The organism is Streptomyces sp. NPDC048420, assembly GCF_040651535.1.
Classification (GTDB): domain Bacteria; phylum Actinomycetota; class Actinomycetes; order Streptomycetales; family Streptomycetaceae; genus Streptomyces.
This window is the reverse complement of the sequence record NZ_JBEZKG010000035.1, coordinates 24470-48332: the sequence shown is the minus strand read 5'-3', so window position 1 is coordinate 48332 and position 23863 is coordinate 24470. Positions and strand designations below refer to the sequence as shown.

The 23863-nt window shown below is 70.0% G+C and carries 24 protein-coding genes, 4 tRNA genes and 2 pseudogenes; 21 read left to right on the top strand and 9 right to left on the bottom strand.

What is annotated here, in order from left to right:
• Window positions 1-6 precede the first annotated feature (6 nt).
• The 6 genes from AB0D34_RS41560 to AB0D34_RS41535 all read left to right on the top strand — a co-directional run bounded on the left by AB0D34_RS41560 (window position 7) and on the right by AB0D34_RS41535 (window position 6424).
• The gene (locus AB0D34_RS41560) at window positions 7-1581 is read left to right on the top strand and encodes an NADH-quinone oxidoreductase subunit M (protein ID WP_362671966.1); all 1575 of its coding nucleotides are present in this window, start codon (window positions 7-9) and stop codon (window positions 1579-1581) included.
• Window positions 1578-3140, top strand: a complete 1563-nt coding sequence (locus tag AB0D34_RS41555; RefSeq protein ID WP_362671964.1) for an NADH-quinone oxidoreductase subunit N — start codon at window positions 1578-1580, stop codon at window positions 3138-3140. Before AB0D34_RS41560 ends, AB0D34_RS41555 begins: the two co-directional genes overlap by 4 nt.
• A 213-nt stretch (window positions 3141-3353) precedes the next feature.
• The gene (gene htpX / locus AB0D34_RS41550) at window positions 3354-4217 is read left to right on the top strand and encodes a zinc metalloprotease HtpX (protein ID WP_362671962.1); all 864 of its coding nucleotides are present in this window, start codon (window positions 3354-3356) and stop codon (window positions 4215-4217) included.
• On the top strand, window positions 4214-4606 hold the full coding sequence (locus AB0D34_RS41545) for a YccF domain-containing protein (protein WP_362671959.1): 393 nt from the start codon (window positions 4214-4216) through the stop codon (window positions 4604-4606). The genes htpX and AB0D34_RS41545 overlap by 4 nt, the downstream gene beginning before the upstream one ends.
• 16 nt (window positions 4607-4622) lie before the next feature.
• On the top strand, window positions 4623-5780 hold the full coding sequence (locus AB0D34_RS41540) for a barstar family protein (protein ID WP_362671956.1): 1158 nt from the start codon (window positions 4623-4625) through the stop codon (window positions 5778-5780).
• Window positions 5781-5854: 74 nt separating this feature from the next.
• On the top strand, window positions 5855-6424 hold the full coding sequence (locus AB0D34_RS41535) for an SMI1/KNR4 family protein (protein WP_362671953.1): 570 nt from the start codon (window positions 5855-5857) through the stop codon (window positions 6422-6424).
• A gap of 61 nt (window positions 6425-6485) precedes the next feature.
• Here AB0D34_RS41535 and AB0D34_RS41530 read toward each other — a convergent pair whose 3' ends face one another.
• On the bottom strand, window positions 6486-7730 hold the full coding sequence (locus AB0D34_RS41530) for an APC family permease (RefSeq protein WP_362671950.1): 1245 nt from the start codon (window positions 7728-7730) through the stop codon (window positions 6486-6488).
• A gap of 227 nt (window positions 7731-7957) precedes the next feature.
• On the opposite strand from AB0D34_RS41530, the gene AB0D34_RS41525 reads away from it, so the two are divergent.
• A complete protein-coding gene (locus AB0D34_RS41525; RefSeq protein WP_362671947.1) occupies window positions 7958-8224 on the top strand; it encodes a GlsB/YeaQ/YmgE family stress response membrane protein in 267 nt (88 codons plus the stop codon).
• Between the two features lie 87 nt (window positions 8225-8311).
• Here the strand turns inward: AB0D34_RS41525 and AB0D34_RS41520 are convergent, their stop codons facing one another.
• Window positions 8312-8800 (bottom strand): YajQ family cyclic di-GMP-binding protein, encoded by a 489-nt coding sequence (locus AB0D34_RS41520; protein ID WP_306977604.1) that lies wholly within the window; start codon window positions 8798-8800, stop codon window positions 8312-8314.
• 235 nt (window positions 8801-9035) lie between these two features.
• Here AB0D34_RS41520 and AB0D34_RS41515 point away from each other — a divergent pair.
• Both AB0D34_RS41515 and AB0D34_RS41510 read left to right on the top strand, forming a co-directional pair.
• Window positions 9036-9117, top strand: a tRNA-Tyr gene (locus tag AB0D34_RS41515).
• A 360-nt stretch (window positions 9118-9477) separates the two neighbouring features.
• Window positions 9478-9918 carry a VOC family protein gene (locus AB0D34_RS41510; RefSeq protein WP_362671944.1) on the top strand — a complete coding sequence of 147 codons (441 nt, stop codon included), beginning with the start codon at window positions 9478-9480 and terminating at the stop codon, window positions 9916-9918.
• Between the two features lie 471 nt (window positions 9919-10389).
• On the opposite strand, the pseudogene AB0D34_RS41505 reads toward AB0D34_RS41510, so the two are convergent.
• Window positions 10390-10615, bottom strand: a pseudogene (locus AB0D34_RS41505) (SdrD B-like domain-containing protein); the annotation flags it as partial.
• 109 nt (window positions 10616-10724) lie between these two features.
• Here AB0D34_RS41505 and AB0D34_RS41500 point away from each other — a divergent pair.
• Window positions 10725-10937, top strand: coding sequence for a hypothetical protein (locus AB0D34_RS41500; protein WP_078616641.1), 213 nt, complete (start codon window positions 10725-10727; stop codon window positions 10935-10937).
• 173 nt (window positions 10938-11110) lie between these two features.
• Here AB0D34_RS41500 and AB0D34_RS41495 read toward each other — a convergent pair whose 3' ends face one another.
• From AB0D34_RS41495 to AB0D34_RS41485, 3 genes are all read right to left on the bottom strand, one after another.
• A complete protein-coding gene (locus AB0D34_RS41495) occupies window positions 11111-11491 on the bottom strand; it encodes a nuclear transport factor 2 family protein (protein WP_362671942.1) in 381 nt (126 codons plus the stop codon).
• A gap of 2 nt (window positions 11492-11493) precedes the next feature.
• Window positions 11494-12150, bottom strand: coding sequence for an NAD(P)H-binding protein (locus AB0D34_RS41490; RefSeq protein WP_362671939.1), 657 nt, complete (start codon window positions 12148-12150; stop codon window positions 11494-11496).
• 145 nt (window positions 12151-12295) lie between these two features.
• Window positions 12296-13579 carry an amidohydrolase family protein gene (locus AB0D34_RS41485; protein ID WP_362671937.1) on the bottom strand — a complete coding sequence of 428 codons (1284 nt, stop codon included), beginning with the start codon at window positions 13577-13579 and terminating at the stop codon, window positions 12296-12298.
• A 259-nt stretch (window positions 13580-13838) separates the two neighbouring features.
• Between AB0D34_RS41485 and AB0D34_RS41480 the strand changes: the two genes are divergently transcribed.
• The 8 genes and pseudogenes from AB0D34_RS41480 to AB0D34_RS41445 all read left to right on the top strand — a co-directional run bounded on the left by AB0D34_RS41480 (window position 13839) and on the right by AB0D34_RS41445 (window position 19328).
• Window positions 13839-13911, top strand: a tRNA-Thr gene (locus tag AB0D34_RS41480).
• A 46-nt stretch (window positions 13912-13957) separates the two neighbouring features.
• Window positions 13958-14030 (top strand) — tRNA-Met (locus tag AB0D34_RS41475).
• 89 nt (window positions 14031-14119) lie between these two features.
• Window positions 14120-14284, top strand: a complete 165-nt coding sequence (gene rpmG, locus AB0D34_RS41470; RefSeq protein ID WP_003948671.1) for a 50S ribosomal protein L33 — start codon at window positions 14120-14122, stop codon at window positions 14282-14284.
• Between the two features lie 113 nt (window positions 14285-14397).
• Window positions 14398-14850: a MaoC family dehydratase N-terminal domain-containing protein gene (locus tag AB0D34_RS41465; protein ID WP_362671934.1), complete on the top strand. Its 453-nt coding sequence runs from the start codon at window positions 14398-14400 to the stop codon at window positions 14848-14850.
• An 8-nt stretch (window positions 14851-14858) separates the two neighbouring features.
• Window positions 14859-15287 carry a MaoC family dehydratase gene (locus AB0D34_RS41460; protein ID WP_362672021.1) on the top strand — a complete coding sequence of 143 codons (429 nt, stop codon included), beginning with the start codon at window positions 14859-14861 and terminating at the stop codon, window positions 15285-15287.
• Window positions 15288-15439: 152 nt separating this feature from the next.
• Window positions 15440-16009: a TetR/AcrR family transcriptional regulator gene (locus AB0D34_RS41455; protein WP_362671931.1), complete on the top strand. Its 570-nt coding sequence runs from the start codon at window positions 15440-15442 to the stop codon at window positions 16007-16009.
• A 94-nt stretch (window positions 16010-16103) separates the two neighbouring features.
• Window positions 16104-17554 (top strand): annotated as a pseudogene (locus AB0D34_RS41450) (DHA2 family efflux MFS transporter permease subunit).
• A gap of 718 nt (window positions 17555-18272) precedes the next feature.
• Complete coding sequence (locus AB0D34_RS41445; protein ID WP_362671929.1) at window positions 18273-19328, top strand: UDP-N-acetylmuramate dehydrogenase; 1056 nt, start codon at window positions 18273-18275, stop codon at window positions 19326-19328.
• 17 nt (window positions 19329-19345) lie between these two features.
• Here AB0D34_RS41445 and AB0D34_RS41440 read toward each other — a convergent pair whose 3' ends face one another.
• A complete protein-coding gene (locus AB0D34_RS41440; RefSeq protein WP_362671927.1) occupies window positions 19346-19978 on the bottom strand; it encodes an NAD(P)H-binding protein in 633 nt (210 codons plus the stop codon).
• 120 nt (window positions 19979-20098) lie between these two features.
• Between AB0D34_RS41440 and AB0D34_RS41435 the strand changes: the two genes are divergently transcribed.
• Window positions 20099-20716: a helix-turn-helix domain-containing protein gene (locus AB0D34_RS41435; protein WP_362671925.1), complete on the top strand. Its 618-nt coding sequence runs from the start codon at window positions 20099-20101 to the stop codon at window positions 20714-20716.
• A 29-nt stretch (window positions 20717-20745) separates the two neighbouring features.
• Here the strand turns inward: AB0D34_RS41435 and AB0D34_RS41430 are convergent, their stop codons facing one another.
• Both AB0D34_RS41430 and AB0D34_RS41425 read right to left on the bottom strand, forming a co-directional pair.
• Window positions 20746-21786 (bottom strand): adenosine deaminase, encoded by a 1041-nt coding sequence (locus AB0D34_RS41430; RefSeq protein WP_362671923.1) that lies wholly within the window; start codon window positions 21784-21786, stop codon window positions 20746-20748.
• Between the two features lie 121 nt (window positions 21787-21907).
• On the bottom strand, window positions 21908-23134 hold the full coding sequence (locus AB0D34_RS41425) for a pyridoxal phosphate-dependent aminotransferase (protein WP_362671921.1): 1227 nt from the start codon (window positions 23132-23134) through the stop codon (window positions 21908-21910).
• Window positions 23135-23359: 225 nt separating this feature from the next.
• Here AB0D34_RS41425 and AB0D34_RS41420 point away from each other — a divergent pair.
• A tRNA-Trp gene (locus AB0D34_RS41420) sits at window positions 23360-23432 on the top strand.
• Window positions 23433-23517: 85 nt separating this feature from the next.
• Window positions 23518-23805 carry a preprotein translocase subunit SecE gene (secE, locus tag AB0D34_RS41415; RefSeq protein ID WP_362671918.1) on the top strand — a complete coding sequence of 96 codons (288 nt, stop codon included), beginning with the start codon at window positions 23518-23520 and terminating at the stop codon, window positions 23803-23805.
• Window positions 23806-23863 lie beyond the last annotated feature (58 nt).

The window sequence follows — 23863 nt, the reverse complement described above, 5'->3', positions numbered from 1 at the left end:
GCAGGCGTGATCGATATCAACGAGTCCGTGATGCAGTTCCTTCTGGCATTGATCGTGGCCGGCCCGCTCCTCGGCGCGGTCACGGCTCTGCTGCCCGCCCCGCCGGGACTGAAGGGGAAGTCTCCCGACCAGGCCGTACTGCGGCACGGCGTGACCGTCACCGGCGTGATCCTCATCGCCGCGGTCGTCCTCGCGCTCGGCTTCGACCACGACCATCCGTCGAAGATGCAGGCCACGACCGACATCAGCTGGATCCCCGCACTCGACGTGCGCATCCACCTCGGCGTCGACGGCATTTCCCTCCCCCTTCTGGTCCTGACCGCGCTGCTGACCTTCCTGTGCGCGCTGTACTCCTACTTCAAGATGCCTTCGGGCCCCTCTCCGAAGGCCTTCGTCGCGCTGTTGCTCGTCCTGGAGTCCGGCACCCTCGCGACCTTCGCCGTCCTCGATCTGCTGCTGTTCTTCCTCGCGTTCGAGATGGTGCTCATCCCGATGTACTTCCTCATCGCCCGCTGGGGCGGCGAGGAGCGTCAGGCCGCCGCCTGGCGCTTCATCCTCTACACACTGCTCGGCTCGGTCGTCATGCTGCTCGGCCTGCTCCTGATCGGGATCAAGGCGGGCACATTCGACATGGTGGCACTCGCCACTGACAACGGCCGGTCACTGACCGCATCCGTGCAGGTCATCGCCGTTCTGGCGATCGGCGTCGGGCTCGCGGTCAAGACCCCGATGTGGCCGCTGCACAGCTGGCTGCCCGACGCCCACACCGCCGCACCGACCGTCGGCTCGGTCCTGCTGGCCGGCGTCCTGCTGAAGATGGGTACGTACGGGTTCGTCCGTATTCTGCTGCCGATCGCTCCCGACGGTTTCCGTGACTTCGCGCCCTACCTCGCCGCCTTCGCCGTCGTCGGAATCATCTACGGATCCCTGGCCTGCCTGGCCCTCGCCAAGCGGGGCGCGAAGGGCGACCTCAAGCGCCTCATCGCCTACTCCTCCGTCGGCCACATGGGCTTCGTCCTGCTCGGCATCGCCACGATGACCCCGACCGGCGTGAACGGCGCCCTGTTCGCCAACATCGCCCACGGCCTCATCACCGGCCTCCTGTTCTTCCTGGTCGGCGCGCTGAAGGACCGCACGGGCACCACAGACCTCGACACCCTGGCCGAGGAGACCGGCGCCGCCCTCTACGGCAAGGCCCCGCGCCTCGGCGGTCTGCTCGCCTTCGCCGCGGTCGCCTCGCTCGGCCTGCCGGGACTCGCCGGATTCTGGGGCGAGATGCTGGCCCTGTTCGGCGCCTTCAAGCCCGCCGACGACCTCAGCCGCCCAGCTTTCCTCACCTTCATGGCGATCGGCGCCTTCGGCACCCTCCTCACAGCCGCCTACATGCTCGTCGTTGTCCGGCGCGTCTGCATGGGTGCCGTCCCGCAGGACGCCCCCCGCCTCGACGACGTCCACACGTACGAGTTCGCGGCCTGGACCCCGCTCGTCGCCCTCACCGTCGTAGCGGGCCTGTGGCCGAAGGCTCTCCTGGGCCTGACCGACCCGGCCGTGCAGCAGCTCCTCGCAGGAGGCAACCGATGAGCACCCTGGCCGCCATGGCCCAGCCGTTCGCCTCTTCGGCAGAGCCCTCGGCCGTGATGGCCGCGAACCTCGTCCAGTCCGTCGACTGGCTCGCCATCGCGCCGCCCACCGTCGCTGCGGTCGTCGGACTCGTCGTCCTTGTCGCCGACCTCTTCGTCGGCGAACAGAAGAAGGCCCTGCTCGGCTGGCTGTCGGTCACGGGCCTGGCCGCCTCAGCGCTTCTGCTGCTGCCCCTCCTGGACGGCGACCGCAGCACCTTCTGCCTGACCGGCGACACACATGTGTGCAGCTACACGGCCGACCGCTTCACGCTCGTCATCCAGTTCCTCGTCCTGGGCGGCGCCCTCCTTGCGGCCCTCCTGTCGGTCACCACCCTCAAGGACGCCGACAAGGGACTCCCCGAAGGGGAGTACTGGTTCCTGCTGCTCTCCTCGGCCGCCGGCGCGGCCCTCCTGCCCGCCTCCCGCGACCTGGCGACCCTCGTCGTCGCCCTGGAGGTCGCCTCCCTGCCCGCCTTCGCCCTCGTCGGCATCCGGCACGGCGACCGGAAGTCCTCCGAGGCGGCCCTGAAGTTCTTCCTCTCCTCGGTCACCGCGACCGCGGTCAGCCTCATGGGCATCAGCTTCGTCTACGCCTCCACGGGCACCCTGTACCTCACCCAGGTCGCCGACCGCATCCAGCGCGTCGACGGCCAGCTCCACACCCTCGCCCAGACCGGCGTCGTCCTCACCCTCGTCGGTTTCGCCTTCAAGACGGCCGCCGTCCCCTTCCACTTCTGGGTGCCCGACACCTACGTAGGCGCGCCACTCCCGATCGCCGCCTACCTGTCGGTCGTCGGCAAGGCGGTCGGCTTCTCCGGCCTGATCCTCGTCACCGTCGTCGCCCTGCCGTCGTACGCCGACGTCTGGGGCCCGGCACTCGCCGCCCTCGCCGCCCTCACCATGACCGTCGGCAATGTCGGCGCCCTGCGTCAACAGGCCACACGCGCGTACAGCGCCGTACGCCTGCTCGCCTGGTCCTCCGTCAGCCAGGCCGGCTACCTCCTTGTCCCGATCGCCGCCGCCGCGTACTCCGATGACGCCGAGCGGTCCGTCGGCTCCACCGTCGCCTACGCCCTCATGTACGCCGCCGTGAACCTCGGCGCCTTCGCGGTGGCTGCCCTGGTGGGCCGTACGAAGGCCGCGAACCGCATCTCGGACTACCGCGGTCTCTACGCCACCAACCCGCTCGCCGCCCTCCTGCTGGCCTTCTTCCTGCTCTGCCTGGCCGGGCTGCCACCAGGCATCATCGGCCTGTTCGCGAAGGTCACCGTCTTCTCGGCCGCCGTCGACGCGGGCCTCGGCTGGCTCGCCGTGGTCATGGCCGTCAACGTCGTGATCGCGCTGTTCTACTACCTCCAGTGGACGACCCTGCTGTTCCGGGCCCCCGAGGGCGAACCCGCCACACACCGAGTCCCCGTCCCTCTTACGGCCGCGCTCGCCCTGACCGGAGTCGTGGGCATCGCCCTCTCGGGCGCACCCCAGCTGGTGCTGCGTTTCGCCGACACCGGCCTCTTCTGACCCGGCCCTCCCGGACCTGAAGCGCCCCTGCCGGACCATCACCCGGACGGCCCACCTGGGCCTCCGTACGCACAAGGGAACTAGTGGCCCTCGCCTCGCGTTGAGCAAGACGGGAAGGTCCACTGGACGTGGCACCACGGACCGGTGGCATCGGAAGACATCGGAGACCAGCAAGCAAAGGGTTCCCCTGCTGCACCACTTGGAGGGCGTACCGTGCACCGCCGGCACAACGGGCTCAGGACCGCAGTCCTCCTCGGGGGACTGTCCGCACTCATCATCGTCATCGGCAGCTTCTTCGGCCGCATGGGGCTGGTTGTGGCTGTCCTGATCGCGCTGGGCACCAACGCGTACGCGTACTGGAACAGCGACAAGCTGGCTCTACGCGCGATGCGCGCCCGCCCGGTGAGCGAGTTCGAGGCCCCGGCCCTGTACCGCCTGGTCCGCGAGCTCTCCACCCAGGCCCGCCAGCCCATGCCGCGCCTGTACATCTCGCCGACCGAGGCGCCCAACGCCTTCGCGACCGGCCGCAATCCACGCAATGCCGCCGTGTGCTGCACCGACGGCATCCTGCGGATGCTGGACGAACGGGAGCTGCGCGGTGTCATCGGTCACGAACTCAGCCATGTCTACAACCGCGACATCCTGATCTCGTCGGTCGCCGGCGCCCTCGCCTCCGTGATCATGTTCCTCGTCAACTTCGCCTGGCTGATCCCGATCGGCCGCTCCGACGACGATGACGGCCCCGGCCTCCTCGGCATGTTGATGATCATGATCCTCGGGCCGCTGGCGGCCACCCTCATCCAGATGGCCATCAGCCGCTCCAGGGAGTACGAGGCGGACGCGTCCGGCGCCCAGCTCACCGGCGACCCCCTCGCGCTCGCCAGCGCCCTGCGCAAGCTCGAAATGGGCACCAAGCAGCTGCCGTTGCCCCCCGAGCCGCGCATCGAGACCGCGAGCCACATGATGATCGCGAACCCCTTCCGCCCAGGCCAAGGACTGTCCAAGATGTTCTCGACGCACCCGCCCATGGCGGAGCGCATCGCCCGGCTCGAGAAGATGGCAGGTCGCCCCCAGTGAAAACCATCCTGAACGTCATTTGGCTCGTCCTGAGCGGCTTCTGGCTGTTCCTCGCGTACCTGGCCGCGGGCGCGCTGCTCTGCATCACGATTATCGGCATCCCGTTCGGCCTGGCGGCCTTCCGCATCGGCGTCTACGCCCTGTGGCCCTTCGGGTACACCACGGTCGAGCGCCGGGACGCTGGCGCACCCTCCTGCGTCGGCAACGTCCTGTGGCTGGTCCTCGCCGGCTGGTGGCTGGCCCTGGGCCACATCGCCACGGGCCTCGTCCTCTGCGTCACGATCATCGGCATCCCGTTCGGCGTCGCCAACTTCAAGCTGATCCCCGTGTCCCTGTTCCCACTGGGCCGCGAGATCGTCCCCACGGACGAGCCGTTCGCGACCCGCTGACAGGCGGGCCGGGGGAGTGGGGGCACCGAAGTACGTCCTGCTGTCGTGCGACCAGGAATCCGAACCCGAGGGCGAGGAGGGCCACGAGGAGACATGGGCCCTGTGCGAGGACGTCACCGATCTCTTCGCCGACCCGCCTCCTCCGGTCCGGGAGACGTACGAACTCCTAGGCTGCGTGCCCGAGGGTGTCCTGGACGAAGCCCTCGCCCACGCGCTTCCCACGGGCTCGGCACCCCTCGGTGCCCTGACCCTGGAGATCCTGGACAAGGCCGGTACAGCGGTCGGCGAGTGGTACCTGGAAGACGTCCGGGTCCTCGGCGACCGTCCCTGCACCCGTGACCTGACCCTTCGGGACGTCACGATCGAAGGCACCGAACCCGACGACAACCCGTACGACTACCCGAGGTGCCCGCCGCTGTCGCCGGGCTACCGGCTGTCGGGCCCGGACGGCGGACCGTACGGCACGTGCCGCGACCTGGCCCGTGTACGCGAGCGTCGGGACGACCCGATGGAACCACCGCTGCGTCTGCTCGGCTGCTCTCCACGGGGTGCCCTGAAGGCCGCGTTGAGCTCCGGGGAGGAGGACCTCGGCCACGCGAAGCTCCTGCGCGTCGACTCCTCCGGCCGTCCCGTGCAGCTCGCCGCCGAGGGCGAGTTGCGGGCCTGGATCCCGTCCGCTCGCGGCCCCGGCCTGGTCGACCTCACTCTCGACATGTGGACGGAGCGGCCACCGCTCGCGGCCCGGGAAGTCTGGGAGCTGTGGGGAGAGGGACGCCCCGTGGAACCCAACCGCTGGGCACGGTGCGGCACTGAAGGACGCCGGTTCTGGCTCAGGACAGCTCTCGACAACCATGAGTACGACCGCACGGACCGGCCGCCGGGCACGACGTACCACCTCGACGGCCGCCACATCACCGACCTGCCCGGCTTCTTCTGCGCCCTGGGGGAGTCGGTCAACGGCCCCGGCGGCTACTTCGGCTGGGGAGTGGACGCCCTGAACGACTGCCTGAGGGGGCGCTGGGGCGCGACCCCGCCCTTCAGCCTGGCCTGGCACGATTCCGAAGTGGCCCGCCGATGCCTGGGCGTCACCCCGGAAACCGCCCACCGCCCGCCGACCTTCGACGAACTCCTCACGTTCCTCACCGAGAACCGCGTGGCCGTCCGTCTCGTCTGACCCGAGGTTTTCCACAACCCGGCGGTTGTCCACAGGCTTGCCCGACTGTCAGTGCGGCCCTGCATCATGAATGCATGACCGAGAGCGAGCAGTTGCTGGCACGGGTGGCGGACAAGGCCCGCAACACCCCTCCGTGGGGCTGGACCTCCCTCCCCGAGCCCGTGGACGCGGCCACCCTCACCCGCGCCGAGGCCGCCCTGGGCTTCCGCCTGCCACCCCTGCTCGCCGACCTCTACCTGCGCATAGGGGACGGCGGATTCGGCCCGGAGTACGGCCTCTTGCCCCTGCTCGACAGCGCTCCGGCCGGTGAGCCCGCCGCCGTGGTGCAGTACCTCGCCAACCGCAAAAGCGGCCGCAAGGACCCCGACTGGCCCTGGCCCGAGGGCGTTCTGCCGATATCCCACTGGGGCTGCGCGATGTACGCGTGCGTGGACTGCCACAGCCCGGAAGCCCCCGTCCTGCTCTTCGAACCGAACGCCGGCGACTGCGACCACTCCTGGTTCGTGGACTCCCCCAACCTCACGGCATGGCTGAGCGCCTGGGTCGACGGCACGGGCTGGTACGAGGAGTTGAACGAGGAGCTGGAGATGGCCCCTTGGGAGGAGTTCCGGATACGCACGGCGCCGTCGGCGCGGGCGTCCTGAAAGCCCCTCCAAGAGCTGAGCCGCTGACGGCAAAGCGCATCCAGGGGCGGACCGTTGACGACTAACGCGCCGCCCACCACTTCCGTACGCCATACGCGGCCGCCCCCACGGCCAGCACCGCCGCGCCCACAACCACCGAGACCCCCGGCAGCGCGAAGGCCAACACCACACACCCGAGCAGCCCCACCACCGGCACCCACCGGGCCGTTGGAGCCGAACTCAACGTCCAGGCCGATGCGTTGGCCACCGCGTAGTACGCGAGCACTCCGAAGGAGGAGAACCCGATCGCACCCCGCACGTCCACCGTGGCGGCGAGGACCGCGACCACCGCGCCCACGGCGAGTTCGGCCCGGTGCGGTACCTGGAAGCGCGGGTGCACGGCGGACAGCGGGGCGGGCAGATGCCGGTCCCGAGCCATGGCCAGCGTCGTACGTGAGACACCCAGGATCAGGGCGAGCAGCGAACCGAGTGCGGCCACGGCGGCACCCACCCGCACCACCGGCACGAGCCCCGGCACCCCAGCGGCCCGCACCGCCTCGGTCAGCGGCGCGTCCGCACGACCCAGAGCATCAGCACCCAGCACGGAAAGGACAGCCACCGCCACACCCGCATATACGACGAGCGTGATGCCCAGGGCGAGGGGGATCGCGCGGGGGATGGTGCGCGCCGGATCCCGCACCTCCTCACCGAGGGTCGCGATGCGCGCGTACCCCGCGAACGCGAAGAACAGCAGACCCGCCGCCTGCAGCACCCCGCCCACGCCGCCGGAGACCCCGGCATCCAGCCGGCGGGCCTCGGACATGCCGGACCCCAGACACACGACCACCACGGAAGCGAGGACAGCGAGGACCACCGCCACGATCGCCCGGGTCATCCAGGCGGACTTCTGGATCCCGCCGTAGTTCACCGCGGTCAGCGCCACCACGGCCGCGACGGCCACGGCATGGGCCTGGCCCGGCCAGACGTACGCCCCCACCGTCAGCGCCATCGCCGCACAGGAGGCTGTCTTCCCGACCACGAACGACCAGCCCGCGAGATAACCCCAGAACGGGCCGAGCCGTTCCCGCCCGTACACATACGTGCCGCCGGAGGCGGGATAAAGGGCGGCCAGCCGGGCCGAGGAGGTGGCATTGCAGTAGGCGACCACTGCGGCGACCGCGAGCCCGAGCAGCAGCCCGGACCCGGCGGCGCGTGCGGCCGGACCGAGGGCGGCGAAGATGCCCGCGCCGATCATCGAGCCGAGCCCGATGACGACGGCGTCACCCACTCCCAGCGTGCGCCGGAGTTCGGCACCGGATTGCGTCATGCGCCGCACCCTACTGATCCGGTGCAACCAGGGGGCGCGGTCCTGACGTCCTCTTCAGCAACACGACACGAACACCCGCTCGACGAACACCCCATGCAGGCCGCACGAGAACGTCGTACGAGTACGCCGTACGACCCATGCGCATGGACACACCCGCAGAGTCTGCCGGGACGAAGATCACAGTCGCCGGACAGTGCGGGCACAGCGCGGAAGGGCAGGTTCAGGGCATGAGCATCATCGGCTGGATCATCCTCGGACTGTTGGCCGGAGCCATCGCCAAGTTCCTGCTGCCTGGCCGCGACCCGGGCGGCATCCTCGGGACGACCCTCATCGGTGTCGCGGGCGCCTTCATCGGCGGCTGGATATCGGCCCGTTGGCTGGACCATCCGGTCACCAAGAGCTTCTACGACGGGGCCACCTGGGCCGCCGCGATCGGCGGTTCACTCGTGCTCCTGATCGCCTACCGTCTTCTGTTCGGCAACTCGCGCGACTGAGCACACCCCCGAACCGCAGCCAGCAGGCGAGAAGGGAGGGCACCAGCCAGGTGCCCACCCTTCCTCGTACATCGGTGAATCAGCGGTTCAGCGGTAGTTCACGAACTGGATCGCGAAGTCGAAGTCCTTGCCCTTCAGCAGGGCGATGATGGACTGCAGGTCGTCCCGGCTCTTCGAGCTGACCCGCAGCTCGTCGCCCTGCACCTGGGCCTTCACGCCCTTCGGACCCTCGTCACGGATGATCTTCGCGACCTTCTTGGCGTTCTCCTGGGAGATGCCTTCCTCGATCGACGCGAAGATCTTGTACTCCTTGCCGGAGAGCTGCGGCTCGCCCGCGTCGAGCGCCTTCAGCGAGATCCCGCGCTTGATCAGCTTGGACTGGAAGACATCGAGGACGGCGTTGACCCGGTCCTCGGAGTTCGCCTCCATCAGGATCTTGTCGCCGGACCACGAGATCGAGGCACCCACGCCCTTGAAGTCGTAGCGCTGCGAGATCTCCTTGGCGGCCTGGTTGAGGGCGTTGTCGACCTCCTGCCGCTCGACCTTCGAGACGATGTCGAAACTGGAGTCGGCCATGTCCTGTGGCTCCTTGTATCCGGGTGCGTATCGGCGTGCGTACGGGTGCGTATCGGCGACGTGGGGGCGGGCGCCGAGCCCGGCGTGAACCCGGGCCGCATCCGCCCAAGCCTAGTCACCCCATGCCCTTCGGGCGCAGATCAATCGGGTGGCGAAGCACCCCTCGGCATCGGGTATTGTTTACGTCGTTGCCACGGAGCACCGCCGAAAGACGGTTCGAAGGGCAGCAAACCCCGGCGGTGTGCCCGAGCGGCCAAAGGGAGCAGACTGTAAATCTGCCGGCTCAGCCTTCCCAGGTTCGAATCCTGGCGCCGCCACGCTGAGAGAGACCCCCTCTCACCAGGTTAATGACCTGGTGAGAGGGGGTCTCTGCGTTGCTCGCGCTGTTCGATTCGTTCCCCATGGAGTGCTGCGTCGAACCGGCTGTTCGCGCGCTCCCGGTTCTGCTGACGAGAGTCGTTGTCGCGACGCAGGGGTTGTCTGTGCTCACGCTCGTGGACACGGGAGCCACTCTCATCGTGGCGGCGGTGGGTTGATACGTGCGGATGGATCTCACCTGAGCCGCTGTCCAGTTTTTTCGGAGTCGGCCGTCCGGAGATGTCGAGAACGTGCCAATGGCTCCGTCCCAGGGACATCAGCGGCCATTGCCGGCCGCGCGAAGAGAGGGAGAAACCAGCATGGCGATTCAGCGTATGGACAACGTCGGCATCGTCGTCGAGGACTTGGACGCCGCCATCGCGTTCTTCGTGGAACTCGGTATGGAGCTGGAGGGCAGGGCGGAGGTCGAGGGCCTCTTCGCCGACCAGTGCACCGGACTCGACGGCGTCCGCTGTGACGTCGCGATGGTCCGGACCCCGGACGGTCACAGCCGGCTCGAGCTGGCGAAGTACCGCAGCCCCGCGGTGATCAGCGCCGGGCCGCGCAACCGGCCGCACAACATCCTGGGCACGCATCGCGTCATGTTCGCCGTCGACGACATCAAGGACACCGTTGCGCGCCTGCGCCCTCACGGCGCCGAACTCGTCGGCGAGATCGCCCGGTTCGAGGACAGCTATCTGCTCTGCTACGTCCGCGGCCCCGAGGGCATCATCGTCGGACTGGCCGAGCAATTGGGCTGAGAAGGAAGAACCGAACCGAGTTCGCCTCAGTTGCCCTGGGGCTGCCGTCCCGGGCACATCACTCAGAAAGGCTCACTTGATGGTTCGGATGACGTGTCTCGCCGAGCCCGGGAAGTCAGAACGGCCGCGATCAGGCCCGTGAGGCCCAGCCGGTACGGCAGTCAGCGGCCCTGGACTACTTCGCCGCCCGGAAACACGCCCCGGCGCGGGTCGGCAGACGTCCCGTACACGTCCCGCCGCGGGCAACCGGGCCGAACCGCCTCGCCCTGCCCCACCCGCCCCCCACGACGCTCCCGGCCCGACCAGTGCCGACCACCCGACCAGTGCCAGCCAGCGCCGACCAAGCCCACCCGCCCCCGCCAACGACTCCCCAGCGTGCGCCAGTCCGATGTCGTGTGCTCATCCACCCCGGAGCCGGAGCCGGAGCCGGAGCCGGAGCCGGAGCCCGAGCCCCTCACCGACGCCGCTCGCGCCGCCGTCGAGGTCGGAGAAGGCGTACGCACCGTCATGGTCGGTCGTGGTCGTGGCGATCACGTTGCCCGCCCCGTCGACCAGTGTGACCAGCACGTCGCCCAGCGGGGTCCCCGCGCCGCGCACTGTCCCGCGCACTCATGCTCCCCCCCCGCCGCAGTTCGACCCGGACCCAGGTGGTCCCGGTACCGTCGATCTCGACGGGCAGGGCCAGTGGGCGGTGCTTCTCGAGCAGCGACGGGTCGTACGGGGTTGCCGCGCCAGCGTGCGACGCCCGCTGGTACGCCCGCCGATCCGGACGTAGGAATTCCGCCCGCTCGGGGCACACTGACTGCATGTCAAGTCGCCGAAGGCTCTGCCCCGAATGCCGTCGCGAGATCGCCGTCGTCGCAGGCCGCTTCGCCCGGCACGACCCGCCCGGGGCGCGCGAGAGAGGTCAGCTGGTCTCCTGCCCGGGTTCCCGCAGACAGGCGGAACTCGGAGCGGCACAGCCGTCGTTGGACGGGTACACAGTCCCCGTCGTACCCGGTCAGCTGCCCCTCTTCTAACCCGCCCGCAACGGCAACGGCAACGACCTCGACCCGCCCGCCGCGGTCTCGCGAGGGTCCTGCGGCTCCGCCCGCCGCGGTCCCACGAGAAGGTCCTGCGGCTCCGCTCGCCGCGGTCTCCCGAGCGCCCCACAACGCTTACGACCCCGCCCCCCCCGTAGCCTCCCCGCGCCCTACGACCCCGCCCGCACGTCCATCCGCGCCACCAGCCCGTCCTCGCCGAACCAGTACACATGCTCGACGGTCTCCTCGGCCCACCGCTCACCGCGCGCGTCCCGCATCCCGAGCCGTACGGTCACATGGACCGCCTCGGCCGCCCCGTCCGACCGCAGCCCCTCCAGCCGTACTAGGGGATGCCCCGCCGCGAACTGCCGTGCCCAGTACGCCCGTACCGCCTCACGGCCGTGCAGCCTGCCCCCGTCCAGCATGTTCGGCCAGTCCACGTCCGGGGCCAGACAATGCGGTACGAAGGCGTCCCGTTCGTCCGTCGCGAAGACCTCGTACATCCGCCGCAGCAGCGCCTCCCGCGCGGTCGGCACCCCCTCGGTGGCCATCGTCAGTTGCCCGCCACCGACTTCACCGCCACCGACACCGGCGTGGACCCGCCGATCAGCTCCAGCGTCAGCCCGGCGGTCGCGGGCGTGTCCAGCAACTCCGCCAGCACGGCGGCCACGTCGTCGCGGGCGACCGGGCCCCGCCCGGTGTGCGCCTCCAGGCGTACGAGACCTTTGCCGGCGTCGTCCGTGAGCGCGCCGGGACGCAGAACCGTGCAGTCCAGGGCGTCCAGGCCGCTGACATAGGCGTCGGCCTCGCCCTTGGCGCGCAGGTACACGTCGAAGATCTCGTCGCCCTCGTGCTTCGGGTCCGCGCCCATCGACGACACGATCAGGAAGCGCCGTACGCCCGCCCGGACCGCCGCGTCCGCGAACAGCACCGCCGCGGCCTTGTCCACCGTGTCCTTGCGGGCCGCGCCACTGCCCGGACCCGCGCCCGCCGCGAAGACCGCCGCGTCCGCGCCCCGGAGACGGTCCGCGACCTCCTCGACCGAGGCCGACTCCAGGTCCAGCAGGACCGGTTCGGCACCGGCGTCCCGCAGGTCGTCGCCCTGTTCCGCGCGACGGATGATCCCCGCGACCTCGTCCCCGCGCGCGGCGAGCAGTCGCTCCAGCCGCAGCGCGATCTGACCATGTCCACCAGCGATGACAATGCGCATGCCTTCGACCGTACGACGGAAAGGCCGCCTCTGCTGAACCGGGCCGGAGCCGAGCGCCTCAGGGGACGCTTCATTGACGCCGGGTCTACGACACCCAGCCCTACGACACCCAGCCCTACGACACCCAGCCCTACGACACCCAGCCCTACGACACCTCGCCCCGCCCCTGCCGAGGCAGCCCCGACTCCGCCGCCGCGGCCGAGTTGCAGTACTCCCGCACCGCGCTGGTCCGTGCCACCACGCGCCCCCGGTGCACCACGATCCGGCTGTAGGCCAGGGACAGCGCGCTCGCCAGCCGGTCGCCGCGTACCGCGAGCAACTCTGCCGGAAAGCCCGCCTCCACGCGCACCTCGGGCAGTCCGAGAACCGCCCGCGCGGACCCGCTCACCGTGTCGTACGCGTCCTCGGGGCGCAGCCCGTACCGGGAGGCGAGCAGATAGGCGGCCTCCAGCGGGTCCCCACGCCCCACCGGGTTGGACACGTCCCGCAGCGCCCCGCTGCCGGCGGCCACCCGGACCCCGGCCGCGCGCAGCAGCCGTACCGGAGCCGTGTCGGCCGTGTCCCCCCGGTCGACGCCCGCGCAGCCGCCCTGCGGCAGGCACACCACCGCAACGCCCGCAGCCGCGAGCTGGTCCGCGGTCCGGGACACCGCCTCGGCGGGCAGCCGGTCGAGGCCGGCGCACGGGCCGAGGGTCACGCCGGGCCGCAGGCCGCCGGCCATGGCGGCGAGGCGGGCGAGCCGGGCCGGGTCGGCGGCGTCGGTGTGCAGGTCGACGGGGCAGCCGTGTTCGGAGGCGACCTCCAGGACCGCCTCCGCATAGCCCGTCGGATCGGGGTCGAGATCCGGACAGCCGCCCACCACCGAGGCGCCCATCTTCAGCGCGTCCCGCAGCATCGCGAGCCCCTCGGCCCCCGCCACCCCGGTCAGCACGCGCGGCATCGCCACCGCCGTCAACTCGGTGAGCCCGTGCAGTGAACGCCGTGCCTGCAGGACCGCGGCCAGCGCGCCAAGACCCTGGACGTCACCCACGCGCACGTGTGCCCTGAGCGCGGTCGCGCCGTGCCCGAGCTGGAGCAGGGCGGCCTCGGTGGCCCGGCGCCGGATGTCGTGAGGGTCGGGGCAGAGCGGACCCTCGGCGTCGGCCGACAGCGCGGTGTCGGCGTGGGCGTGCGGCTCGGCCGGGGCCGGAAGCAGCAGATAGCCGCTGAGGTCCACGCGTCCACCACGCGCGCGTGTGCCGTCCACGGCCAGACTCCCGGCCGTACCGACCGCCTCGATGCGCCCGCCGCCCAGCCGTACGTCCACGGTCCGGCCGTCGGTGAGCCGCGCCCCGCACAACAGGAGACCGGCCCCCTCGGACCGGCCCGACGACGAGGCACCCCACGAGGACGACGAGGAGTGGTGCGGCTGCGGCTGGCTGTCGGGCATCGCGCTCCAGGGGCTCGGGGGCTGCGCCAGCCCGGAAACCGCCGGAACCGCGCAAGGGGACGCAAGATCACGCAGAGTGAGTCGAGCCTAGGGCGGTGATCCGCTCGTCACAGGGAGGAGCGCAATAGTCGTACCGGTGTGGTCCGCCGTACGGGAGAGGCCTCTGGGGCCTCCGGGAATCCCGTGGATCAAGGCATGCGAGGCGCCACGAAACGGATTTGGGCGAACGGCGGCGGACCGTGTAATGTCTTCATCGCTCGCCCCAATAGCTCAGTCGGTAGAGCGTCTCCATGGTAAGGAGAAGGTCTACGGTTCGATTCCGTATTGGGGCTCTGGTGTGGAAGGTTCCCGTCGCGAGACGGGAGCCGATCACATCACAGCGGTGTAGCTCAGTCGGTAGAGCAAGCGGCTCATAATCGCTGTGTCACCGGTTCAAGTCCGGTCACCGCTACTGACGGTAGCCGATTGCGGGGTCGGTCCTTCGATCGGCTACTCTTCTATGCGTTAAACCATCCTATCCGTTCGTCAAGGAGCACTCACGTGGCTGCCACCGACGTCCGCCCGAAGATCACGCTGGCCTGCGTGGAGTGCAAGGAGCGGAACTACATCACCAAGAAGAACCGGCGTAACAACCCGGACCGACTGGAGATGAAGAAGCACTGCCCGCGTTGCAACGCGCACACCGCGCACCGCGAAACGCGATAAATCAGGCTCGTACACGAGGCCGTCCCCGAGAGATCGGGGGCGGCCTCGCGTCGTTGAGAGACCCGATACCGGTCAGTAGAACAGTGCAGAGCAACCAGGAGGTGCTGAGGCCCATGGCGCTCGACCAGTCCTTCGTGGGGCGGACCTACCCGCCCACCGACCCCTATGAGGTGGGCCGGGAGAAGATCCGCGAGTTCGCCGAGGCGGTGGGGGACGCCAACCCCGCGTACACGGACCCGGAGGCCGCCAAGGCACTCGGTCACCCCGACGTCGTCGCCCCGCCGACCTTCGTGTTCTCCATCACCTTCAAGGCCGCGGGACAGGTCGTCCAGGACCCGCAGCTCGGCCTGGACTACAGCCGCGTGGTGCACGGCGACCAGAAGTTCGCCTACGTCCGCCCCGTGCGCGCCGGCGACCGGCTCACCGTCACCTCAACCATCGAGGCCATCAAGTCCATGGCGGGCAACGACATCCTGGATATCCGCGGTGAGGTCCACGACGAGGCCGGCGAACACGTCGTGACCGCCTGGACCAAGCTCGTCGCGCGCGCGGCAGAGGAGGCGTGAGAACGCAGATGACGGCGAAGATCTCCTACTCCGACGTCGAGGTCGGCACCGAGCTGCCCGCCCAGGCCTTCCCCGTGACCCGCGCCACCCTCGTCCAGTACGCGGGCGCCTCCGGGGACTTCAACCCCATCCACTGGAACGAGAAGTTCGCCAAGGAGGTGGGCCTCCCGGACGTCATCGCGCACGGCATGTTCACCATGGCCGAGGCGATCCGCGTGGTCACCGACTGGACCGGCGACCCGGGCGCCGTCGTCGAGTACGGCGTCCGCTTCACCAGGCCGGTCGTCGTCCCCAACGACGACCAGGGCGCCACGATCGAGGTCAGCGGCAAGGTCGGGGCCAAACTCGACGACAACACGGTCCGCGTGGACCTCACAGCGACCAGTGCGGGCCAGAAGGTGCTGGGGATGTCGCGGGCGGTCGTACGGCTGGCCTGAGGCGCGCATGCACGCACGAGGTAAGGGGCGCTCTCCATTGTGGGGCGCTCCTTACGTGTATCAGGGCCCCTGCCTGCGACAACGGATGGCGGGTGGGAGGAAGTTCCGAAACGGCTTGACTAAGTTAGTGATTGAGTACTAACTTGCTACGCATGCCCAGGATGAGTGCAGAAGAGAGGCGCGAGAGCGTCATCCGTGCGGCGACGGCCGAGTTCGCCCGCGGCGGCTACCACGGCACGTCGACCGAGGCGATCGCCAAGCGGGTCGGGGTCTCGCAGCCGTATCTCTTCCGGCTCTTCCCGGGCAAGAAGGCGATCTTCCTCGCGGCTTCCGAGCGCTGTGTGGAGGACACCATCAGTACCTTCGCGGAGGCCTCCGAAGGCCTGAAGGGCGAGGAAGCCCTGCATGCCATGGCGGACGCGTACACCCGGGTCATCGCGGAGCGGCCCGAGGTGCTGATGATGCAGATGCAGATGTACGTCGCCGTGGGGGCCGCCGAGCAGGAGGGTGACCACGAGTTCGGTGAGGCGGTGCGGGCCGGCTGGATGCGGCTGTGGGACACCGTCCACCTGCCGCTCGGCGCCGACATCGACGAGACGACGACCTTCCTGGCGTACGGAATGCTCGTCAACTGCCTGGTGGCGATGGGCTTTCCGCCCGAGCACCGGGTCTGGGAAGGGCTCTACCCTTCGGCCCGGACCAAGGGTCGGCTGGAGCACTGAGGGGGGCGGGGCGGTCTTCTGTGCCTCTCCATGCCCATGGAACTTAGTAATCAATAACTAATCAACCAAGCAACGACCACCCGCTGGGGGAGCGATGTCACAGCAAGCCACGCACTCCGCACCACCCGCACGTCGCGGGGGAGCCGTCTGGGCCCTCGTCATCACCAGCGTCGCCGGATTCATGGCGGCCCTCGACAACCTCGTCGTCACCACCGCGTTGCCCTCCATCCGTGAGGACCTCGGCGGCGCGCTGCACGACCTGGAATGGACCGTCAGCGCCTACACCCTCACCTTCGCGGTCCTTCTCATGACCGGCGCGGCCCTGGGCGACCGCTTCGGCCGCCGCCGGCTCTTCCTCACGGGCCTGACGATCTTCACCGGCGCGTCCGCCGCCGCGGCCCTGGCCCCCGGCATCGACTCCCTCATCGCCGCCCGCGCGGTCCAGGGCGTGGGCGCGGCGATCATGATGCCCCTCACACTCACCCTCCTCACGGCAGCGGTCCCCGCCGCCAAGCGCGGGATGGCGTACGGCATCTGGGGCGCCGTCAACGGACTCGCGGTGGCCTCCGGGCCCCTCATCGGCGGCACCCTCACCGAACACATCTCCTGGCAGTGGATCTTCTGGCTGAACGTCCCCCTCGGCCTCGCCCTCATCCCCCTCGCCCGCCTCCGCCTCGCCGAATCCCACGGCACCGGTGCGCGCCTCGACATCCCCGGCACCCTGCTCGCCAGCGGTGGTCTCTTCGGCATCGTCTACGGCCTGGTCCGCGGCCCCTCCGACGGCTGGACCGACTCCCCGGTCCTCCTCGCCCTGTTCACCGGCGCCGCGCTGCTGGTGGCCTTCGTCCTCTACAGCACGCGGGCCAAGAACCCCATGCTGCCCATGCGACTGTTCCGCTCCCGGGCCTTCTCCGGCATCAACGCGGCCAGCCTCCTGATGTTCCTCGGCATGTTCGGCTCGATCTTCCTGCTCAGCCAGTACATGCAGGGCGTGCTCCGCTACTCGCCCACCGAGGCGGGCCTGCGGATGCTGCCCTGGACCGGCATGCCGATGCTCGTCGCACCGGTCGCGGGCATCCTCTCCGACCGGATCGGGGGCCGGCCGGTCGTGGCCACGGGGCTCTTCTTCCAGGCGGCGGGACTCGCGTACATGGCATCCGTGGTCACCGTCGACGCGTCCTACGCCGCGCAGCTTCCCGGTCTCGTCCTCAGCGGCATCGGCATGGCCCTCTTCTTCGCTCCGGCGTCGAACCTGGTCATGTCGAGCGTGCGGTCCGAGGAACAGGGGATCGCGTCCGGCGCCAACAACGCACTCCGTGAGGTCGGCGGGGCGCTGGGGATCGCCGTCATGGCGTCGATCTTCTCCTCGCAGGGCGGCTAGAGAGCGGACAGTCCTTCGTCGACGGGCTACAGCCTGCCCTGGTCACGGGGGCGGCGGTGGTGGCGGTCGCCGGGGTCGCGGCTCTGCTGATTCCCTCGCGGAAGCGGGGTGCGGTGTCGAGGCCGGCCGAGGAGGCACGGCCACGGGAGACGATCGCGGCCTGAGCGAGCGGGGCAGCTGCGCTGGGCTTGGGCCGGGTGCCTAGGGGGGTGCCGGGTTCGGTTGTTGGGCGGGTGCGGGTCGGTGGGGGCTGGTCGCGCGGGCAGCTGCGCGGCTTGGGCCGGGCGCCCAGGGAAGTGCCTCGCGATGCCGTGTGGCGGCCGCGGCCCGGTGGGGGGCTGGTCGCGCAGTTCCCCGCGCCCCTAGGGAGGTGCAGTCGCCTGCGCCGCGACGGACCGCCGACCACCTCGCGCACCACCACGGACCCTTCCCCGCTCCCCCGCCGCGACGGGCCGTTCGCCGCGCCGTGCGCCACGATGGGCCGTTTGCCGCGTACGGCGGAAAGGGGACGGGGTGGGGGGTGTCCGCCCGCAGCGGCCGGCGTCCGTTACTGAGCCCTGTTGCAGGGACCGAGCCGCCGGACCGAGGACGGATACCCCCCACCCCGGCCCCGACCCACAACACACCGCACGCGCTACACAAGCCCCACCGGGGCGCAACGGGCCGCCGCAGGCACCTCAGGGGCGCGGGGAACTGCGCACAACACCAGCCCCCACCGACCCCGCAGACAACCAACAACCGAACCCCGCCCAACCGCCGGAGGCAACCCGCAGGCATCCGGGGGCGCGGGGAACTGCGCACAACACCAGCTCCCACCGGCCCGCAGACAACCCACAACCGAACCCCGGCCGAACCGCCGGAGGCACCCGTAGGCTGTACCGCGTGCAGGAACGACACGACGCCCCCCTCGCCCCCCTGACCACCTTCCGCCTCGGCGGCCCCGCCACCCGCCTCGTCACCGCCACGACCGACGCCGAGGTGATCGAGGTCGTCCGCGAGGCCGACAGCAACGGCACCCCGCTCCTCGTCATCGGCGGTGGGTCCAACCTCGTCATCGGGGACAAGGGGTTCGAGGGCACCGCGCTCGTCGTCGCCACCAAGGGCTACGAACTCACCGGCACCCACCTCACGCTCGCCGCCGGCGAAGTGTGGACCGACGCCGTCGAACGCACTGTGGAGGCCGGACTCGCCGGCATCGAGTGCCTCGCCGGAATCCCCGGTTCCGCGGGCGCGACCCCCATCCAGAACGTCGGCGCCTACGGCCAGGAGGTGTCCTCCACCATCACGGAGGTCATCGCCTACGACCGCCACAGCGGCGAAACCGTCACCCTCACCAACGCCGACTGCGGCTTCTCCTACCGCCACAGCCACTTCAAGCAGGACCCCACCCGTTACGTCGTCCTGCGCGTCCACTTCGACCTCGAAGACGCCGACGGCCTCTCCGCGCCGATCAAGTACGCCGAAACCGCCCGCACCCTCGGCGTGGAACCCGGCGACCGCGTCCCCCTCACCGACGCCCGCGCAACCGTCCTGAAGCTGCGCGCGAGCAAGGGCATGGTCCTGGACCCCGACGACCACGACACCTGGTCGGCAGGCTCCTTCTTCACCAACCCGATCCTGACGGACACCCAGTTCGCGGAGTTCCACGCGCGCGTGAAGCGCCACCTCGGTGAGGACACCGAGCCCCCCGCCTACCCCGCGGGCGACGGCCACACCAAGACCTCCGCGGCCTGGCTCATCGACAGGGCCGGTTTCACCAAGGGCTACGGCACCGGCCCGGCCCGCATCTCCACCAAGCACACCCTGGCCCTCACCAACCGGGGCGACGCCACCACGGAGGACCTCCTCGCCCTGGCCCGCGAGGTCGTGACGGGCGTACGGGACACGTTCGGCATCACGCTGGTCAACGAACCCGTGACGGTCGGCGTCAACCTGTAACCCCGGCAAAAGGGCGCTCAGTACGCCACCCCCACCCCCTGCTTCACCACCCCCGCGTCCCCCACCATCCCCAACATCGCGTGCGCCACATCCGCCCGCGAGATGAACCGCCCCCGTGCCGGAAACCCCCCGACGACAGTCCGGTACGACCCGGTCAGCGGCTTGTCCTGCAGACGAGGAGGACGTACGGCGGTCCAGTCCGTCGCGCCCGCCGCCAACTCCGCCTCCATCTCGCTCAGATCGGCGTAGACGTCCTTCAGTACGGCGGACACGATCCCCCGCATCCACCGGTCCACGAGCCCGTCGTCCACCGGCGCGGGCCCGACCGGAGCCGCGCTGACCACGAGCACCCGCCGGACCTGTTCCGCCTCCATGGCGGCCAGCATCACCCGGGTCAGTCGTGCGGCGACCCCGGCGTCCTTGCGGCCGCGTGGGCCGAGCCCGGACAGCACCGCGTCCCGCCCGGCCACGGCGGGCCGCAGCACCCGCGGGTCGGTGAGGTCCGCGCGGACCACCTCCAGCCGCTCGCCCGTGACGGTCAGCCGGGCGGGATCCCGTACGACGGCGGTGACCTCGTGGCCCGCGGCCAGGCCCTGGCGGACGATCTCCCGCCCTATGCCCCCGGTGGCGCCGAAAACGGTGAGCTTCATGGGTGCTCCCATGCTCGAAGTAGGTGGGTGAGTGTTCACTCACCCCTGCTTCCTCTAGAGTGAGTAAGCACTCACCCACCCGTCAAGGCCCGCCACCGAACTCAAGGGGACGAAACAGTTATGGAGCCGAAGCCGGCCCCCGCCCGCGTCCGCATCCTCGACGCCGCCCACGAACTGATGCTCACCGTCGGGCTGGCCCGGGCCACGACCAAGGAGATCGCCAAGGCGGCCGGCTGCTCGGAGGCGGCGCTGTACAAGCACTTCACCAGCAAGGAGGAGGTGTTCATCCGTGTCCTCACGGAACGGCTGCCGAGACTCGCCCCCCTCCTGCGCGACCTCGCCGCCGAGCCGGGCCGCCGCCCCCTGGCCGAGAACCTCACCGAGATCGCCCGCCAGGCCGCCCTCTTCTACGAGCAGAGCTTCCCGATCGCCGCCTCGCTGTACGCCGAGACCCAGCTCAAGCGGCGTCACGACGACGCGATGCGCGAGATGGAATCAGGCCCGCACAAGCCCATCGAGTGGCTCGACGCCTACCTCAGGGCCGAGCAGTCCATCGGCCGCGTCACCCCCGACGCCGACACCTTCGCCGCCGCCTCCCTGCTGCTCGGCGCCTGCGCACAGCGGGCCTTCGCGTACGACGCCACGGCGGACGGCGTACGGCCGCCGGTGGAGGAGTTCGCGGGCCGGCTGGTCGGGACCCTGCTGGGCGGAATCTCGGTCGCCGACGCCCGGGCCTGACGCACACCCTGCGTCCAAGGAGCCAGGCGTCAAGAGACCGGGCCGTTGAGCCAGTCGTCCACTCCCGACAGCAGCTTGGTCTTCATGTCCTCCGGGGCCGCCGAGGCCCGTACCGACTGGCGGGCCAGTTCCGCGAGCTCCACGTCCGTGAAGCCGTGATACCGACGGGCGATCTCGTACTGCGCGGCCAGCCGGGACCCGAACAGCAGCGGGTCGTCGGCGCCCAGCGCCATCGGCACCCCGGCCTCGAACAGCTTCCGCAGCGGGACGTCCTCATGCTTCTCGTACACACCGAGCGCCACGTTCGAGGCCGGACACACCTCGCACGTCACCTGCCGGTCCGCCAGCCGCTTCAGCAGCCGTGGGTCGTCCGCCGCGCGCACCCCGTGCCCGATCCGGTTCGCGTCCAGGTCGTCGAGACAGTCCCGTACCGACGACGGCCCGGCCAGCTCACCGCCGTGCGGCGCCGACAGCAGCCCGCCCTCGCGCGCGATGTGGAACGCCCGGTCGAAGTCCCGCGCCATGCCCCGGCGTTCGTCGTTCGAGAGTCCGAAGCCGACCACGCCCTTGTCCGCGTACCGCACCGCGAGCCGGGCCAGCGTCCGCGCGTCCAGAGGGTGCTTCATCCGGTTCGCGGCCACCAGCACCCGCATCCCGAGCCCCGTCTCGCGCGAGGTCGTCTCCACCGCGTCCAGGATGATCTCCAGCGCCGGGATGAGACCGCCCAGCCGGGGCGCGTACGACGTCGGGTCGACCTGGATCTCCAGCCACCCCGAACCGTCACGCACATCCTCCTCGGCGGCCTCCCGCACCAGCCGCCGGATGTCCTCGGGCTCTCTGAGGCACGACCGCGCGGCGTCGTACAGCCGCTGGAACCGGAACCAGCCCCGCTCGTCCGTCGCCCGCAGCCTCGGCGGCTCCCCGCTGGTCAGTGCGTCGACCAGCGCCTCGGGCAGCCGTACGCCGTACTTGTCGGCCAGTTCCAGAACCGTCCCCGGGCGCATCGAGCCGGTGAAGTGCAGGTGCAGATGGGCTTTCGGCAGCTCAGAGACATCACGTACACGCTCCATTCCGGAATCCTGCCGTACGCCACTGCCGTCCCGGTACCACTTTCCCCTTTAGTGGTCTTGCTCGCACAAAAAAGCACCCCCTCAAGGAGGGGGTGCTTCCGGTGCTTCCGGTACGGCGACCTCAGTCGCGCGCCTCCGCCAGCAGCTTCTGGATCCGCGAGACGCCCTCGACGAGATCCTCGTCACCCAGCGCGTACGACAGCCGCAGGTAGCCCGGCGTGCCGAAGGCCTCGCCCGGGACGACCGCGACCTCGGCCTCCTCCAGGATCAGCGCGGCCAGCTCGACCGTGTCCTGCGGGCGCTTGCCGCGGATCTCCTTGCCGAGCAGGTCCTTGACCGAGGGGTAGGCGTAGAAGGCGCCCTCGGGCTCCGGGCAGAGCACGCCGTCGATCTCGTTGAGCATGCGGACGATCGTCTTGCGACGGCGGTCGAAGGCCGTGCGCATCTCCGCCACCGCGTCGAGGTTGCCGGAGACCGCGGCGAGGGCGGCGACCTGGGCGACGTTCGACACGTTGGACGTGGCGTGCGACTGGAGGTTGGTCGCGGCCTTGACGACGTCCTTCGGGCCGATGATCCAGCCCACCCGCCAGCCCGTCATGGCGTACGTCTTCGCGACACCGTTGACCACGATGCACTTGTCGCGCAGCTCGGGCAGGAGCGCCGGCAGCGAGGTGAACTCCGCGTCGCCGTAGACGAGGTGCTCGTAGATCTCGTCGGTCAGCACCCACAGGCCGTGCTCGACGGCCCAGCGGCCGATCGCCTCGGCGTCGGCCTGGCTGTAGACGGCGCCGGTCGGGTTGGAGGGGGAGACGAAGAGGACGACCTTCGTCTTCTCGGTGCGGGCCGCCTCCAGCTGCTCGACGGAGACCCGGTAGCCGGTCGTCTCGTCGGCGACCACCTCCACCGGGACACCGCCGGCCAGCCGGATCGACTCCGGGTACGTGGTCCAGTACGGCGCCGGGACGATGACCTCGTCGCCCGGGTCGAGGATCGCGGCGAAGGCCTCGTAGATCGCCTGCTTGCCGCCGTTGGTGACGAGGATCTGGGACGCGTCGACCTCGTAGCCCGAGTCGCGCAGCGTCTTCGTGGCGATCGCGGACTTCAGCTCGGGGAGGCCGCCGGCCGGCGTGTAGCGGTGGTACTTCGGGTTCGAGCAGGCCTCGATCGCGGCCTGGACGATGTAGTCCGGGGTCGGGAAGTCCGGTTCACCGGCGCCGAAGCCGATCACCGGACGCCCGGCGGCCTTGAGGGCCTTGGCCTTGGCGTCCACGGCGAGGGTGGCGGACTCGGAGATCGCGCCGACTCGGGCGGAGACCCGGCGCTCGGTGGGAGGGGTTGCAGCGCTCATGGGGCCCATCGTTCCAGACCGGAAACTTCCCCGGCACACGGGTTTCACAGACTGAACAACGGCTGAACAACCGTCCGGATTTACCCCCTGTGCTGGGCGATCTTCCGTGTCCAAGGCCCTTGCAGGTGCTTTCTGTTCGACGGAGGGCCACGGAGCACGTACACTCTCACCTCGTTGGCCTTCAACCGGGCATCCAAGCGGATGCGGTACGTTGGGGGACATCAAAGGGTCGTAGCTCAATTGGTAGAGCACCGGTCTCCAAAACCGGCGGTTGGGGGTTCAAGTCCCTCCGGCCCTGCTACACAACGTACGTACAGCAACGCACCGCCGTGCGGCTCCAACCGGGCGCGGCACGGCCACGACCCGGGAACAGGTGAGGACGAATGGCGGACGCCGTGGGCTCCATCGACACGCCTGATGCCCAGGACGAAGTGCCGGAGTCCAACAAGAAGACCCGTAAGGGCGGCAAGCGTGCCAAGAAGGGCCCGCTGAAGCGCCTTGCGACCTTCTACCGGCAGATCGTCGCAGAACTCCGCAAGGTCGTCTGGCCGTCGCGGAACCAGCTGACGACGTACACGACCGTGGTGATCGTCTTCGTTCTCGTCATGATCGGTCTGGTGACCGTGATTGACTATGGACTCAACCACGCCGCCAAGTACGTATTCGGCTGAGCACAGAGCGAAGGGCGCCGAGGTTACCGGCGCCCCTTTTCGCATGTTCCACCCCATG

Coding starts and splice junctions, on each gene's coding strand:
- AB0D34_RS41425 (WP_362671921.1), bottom strand. CDS start 23,134: ATGAGCGCTGCAACCCCTCCCACCGAGCGCCGGGTCTCCGCCCGAGTC.
- AB0D34_RS41460 (WP_362672021.1), top strand. CDS start 14,859: ATGACGGCGAAGATCTCCTACTCCGACGTCGAGGTCGGCACCGAGCTG.
- AB0D34_RS41490 (WP_362671939.1), bottom strand. CDS start 12,150: ATGCGCATTGTCATCGCTGGTGGACATGGTCAGATCGCGCTGCGGCTG.
- AB0D34_RS41435 (WP_362671925.1), top strand. CDS start 20,099: ATGGAGCCGAAGCCGGCCCCCGCCCGCGTCCGCATCCTCGACGCCGCC.
- AB0D34_RS41525 (WP_362671947.1), top strand. CDS start 7,958: ATGAGCATCATCGGCTGGATCATCCTCGGACTGTTGGCCGGAGCCATC.
- AB0D34_RS41455 (WP_362671931.1), top strand. CDS start 15,440: ATGCCCAGGATGAGTGCAGAAGAGAGGCGCGAGAGCGTCATCCGTGCG.
- AB0D34_RS41495 (WP_362671942.1), bottom strand. CDS start 11,491: ATGGCCACCGAGGGGGTGCCGACCGCGCGGGAGGCGCTGCTGCGGCGG.
- AB0D34_RS41500 (WP_078616641.1), top strand. CDS start 10,725: ATGTCAAGTCGCCGAAGGCTCTGCCCCGAATGCCGTCGCGAGATCGCC.
- secE (WP_362671918.1), top strand. CDS start 23,518: ATGGCGGACGCCGTGGGCTCCATCGACACGCCTGATGCCCAGGACGAA.
- AB0D34_RS41430 (WP_362671923.1), bottom strand. CDS start 21,786: ATGGAGCGTGTACGTGATGTCTCTGAGCTGCCGAAAGCCCATCTGCAC.
- AB0D34_RS41555 (WP_362671964.1), top strand. CDS start 1,578: ATGAGCACCCTGGCCGCCATGGCCCAGCCGTTCGCCTCTTCGGCAGAG.
- AB0D34_RS41535 (WP_362671953.1), top strand. CDS start 5,855: ATGACCGAGAGCGAGCAGTTGCTGGCACGGGTGGCGGACAAGGCCCGC.
- AB0D34_RS41465 (WP_362671934.1), top strand. CDS start 14,398: ATGGCGCTCGACCAGTCCTTCGTGGGGCGGACCTACCCGCCCACCGAC.
- AB0D34_RS41530 (WP_362671950.1), bottom strand. CDS start 7,730: ATGACGCAATCCGGTGCCGAACTCCGGCGCACGCTGGGAGTGGGTGAC.
- AB0D34_RS41440 (WP_362671927.1), bottom strand. CDS start 19,978: ATGAAGCTCACCGTTTTCGGCGCCACCGGGGGCATAGGGCGGGAGATC.
- AB0D34_RS41520 (WP_306977604.1), bottom strand. CDS start 8,800: ATGGCCGACTCCAGTTTCGACATCGTCTCGAAGGTCGAGCGGCAGGAG.
- AB0D34_RS41485 (WP_362671937.1), bottom strand. CDS start 13,579: ATGCCCGACAGCCAGCCGCAGCCGCACCACTCCTCGTCGTCCTCGTGG.
- AB0D34_RS41510 (WP_362671944.1), top strand. CDS start 9,478: ATGGCGATTCAGCGTATGGACAACGTCGGCATCGTCGTCGAGGACTTG.